Genomic DNA, 623 nt, shown 5'->3' on the forward strand with positions numbered 1-623 from the left:
CCGACGACGACGGCACCGCCACGGCGCTCGACCTCCCCGGTCCCGACGAGGCCCCTGTCGGCCCCGCCCTGCTGCTGGCCGCGTTGCGGCGCGCGGGAGCGACGTCCGCGCGGCTGGTGCTGCCCGTACCGGGCGATGTGCGAGGCCTGGGCGGCAAGGGCCCGCTCTCGACGTGCGCGCTGCGTTCCGGCGAGGCGCTGGTGATCCCGTCCGTGCACGTCGGGATGGTGCCGAAGATCGTGGCCGACGGCGTGATGCGATGGACCGTGTTCGACCTGCCGTCGTCGAACGGCCTGGAGCACATCCCGATCAGCGAGGCCGAGCACGGCCTGGGCGCGGCCCTGCGCGAGGCGACGGCCGCACTGGCCTCCCTCGACGTGGCCAAGCACCGCCCGAACGTGCGCAAGGAGATCACCGATCTCGCCACCGCGAACTCCACGCTGCCGTGGCCGGACGCGATGCCGCCGCGCTCGTTGCGAGTGCTGCAACGTGCCGCGGAGGTGGACGCGATCCTGTCCGTGGCCAGGTCGGACTCGCCAGGCGGCGCGATGTCGGCGTCGGCGATCTCCGCCCGCACCGAGGCGTTGCGGCCGGTGTCGGAGGCGGTGCGGCGGGCACGGTGC

1 protein-coding gene is annotated in these 623 nt (G+C 74.6%); it reads left to right on the forward strand.

The window, feature by feature from the left end; all coding sequences use genetic code 11:
- Positions 1-623, forward strand: a 623-nt coding sequence (locus FXN61_RS49880) for an Rv1486c family protein (RefSeq protein WP_167980689.1), incomplete at both ends; no start/stop codon positions are given.

This window comes from Lentzea indica, assembly GCF_012184385.1.
GTDB lineage: Bacteria > Actinomycetota > Actinomycetes > Mycobacteriales > Pseudonocardiaceae > Lentzea > Lentzea indica.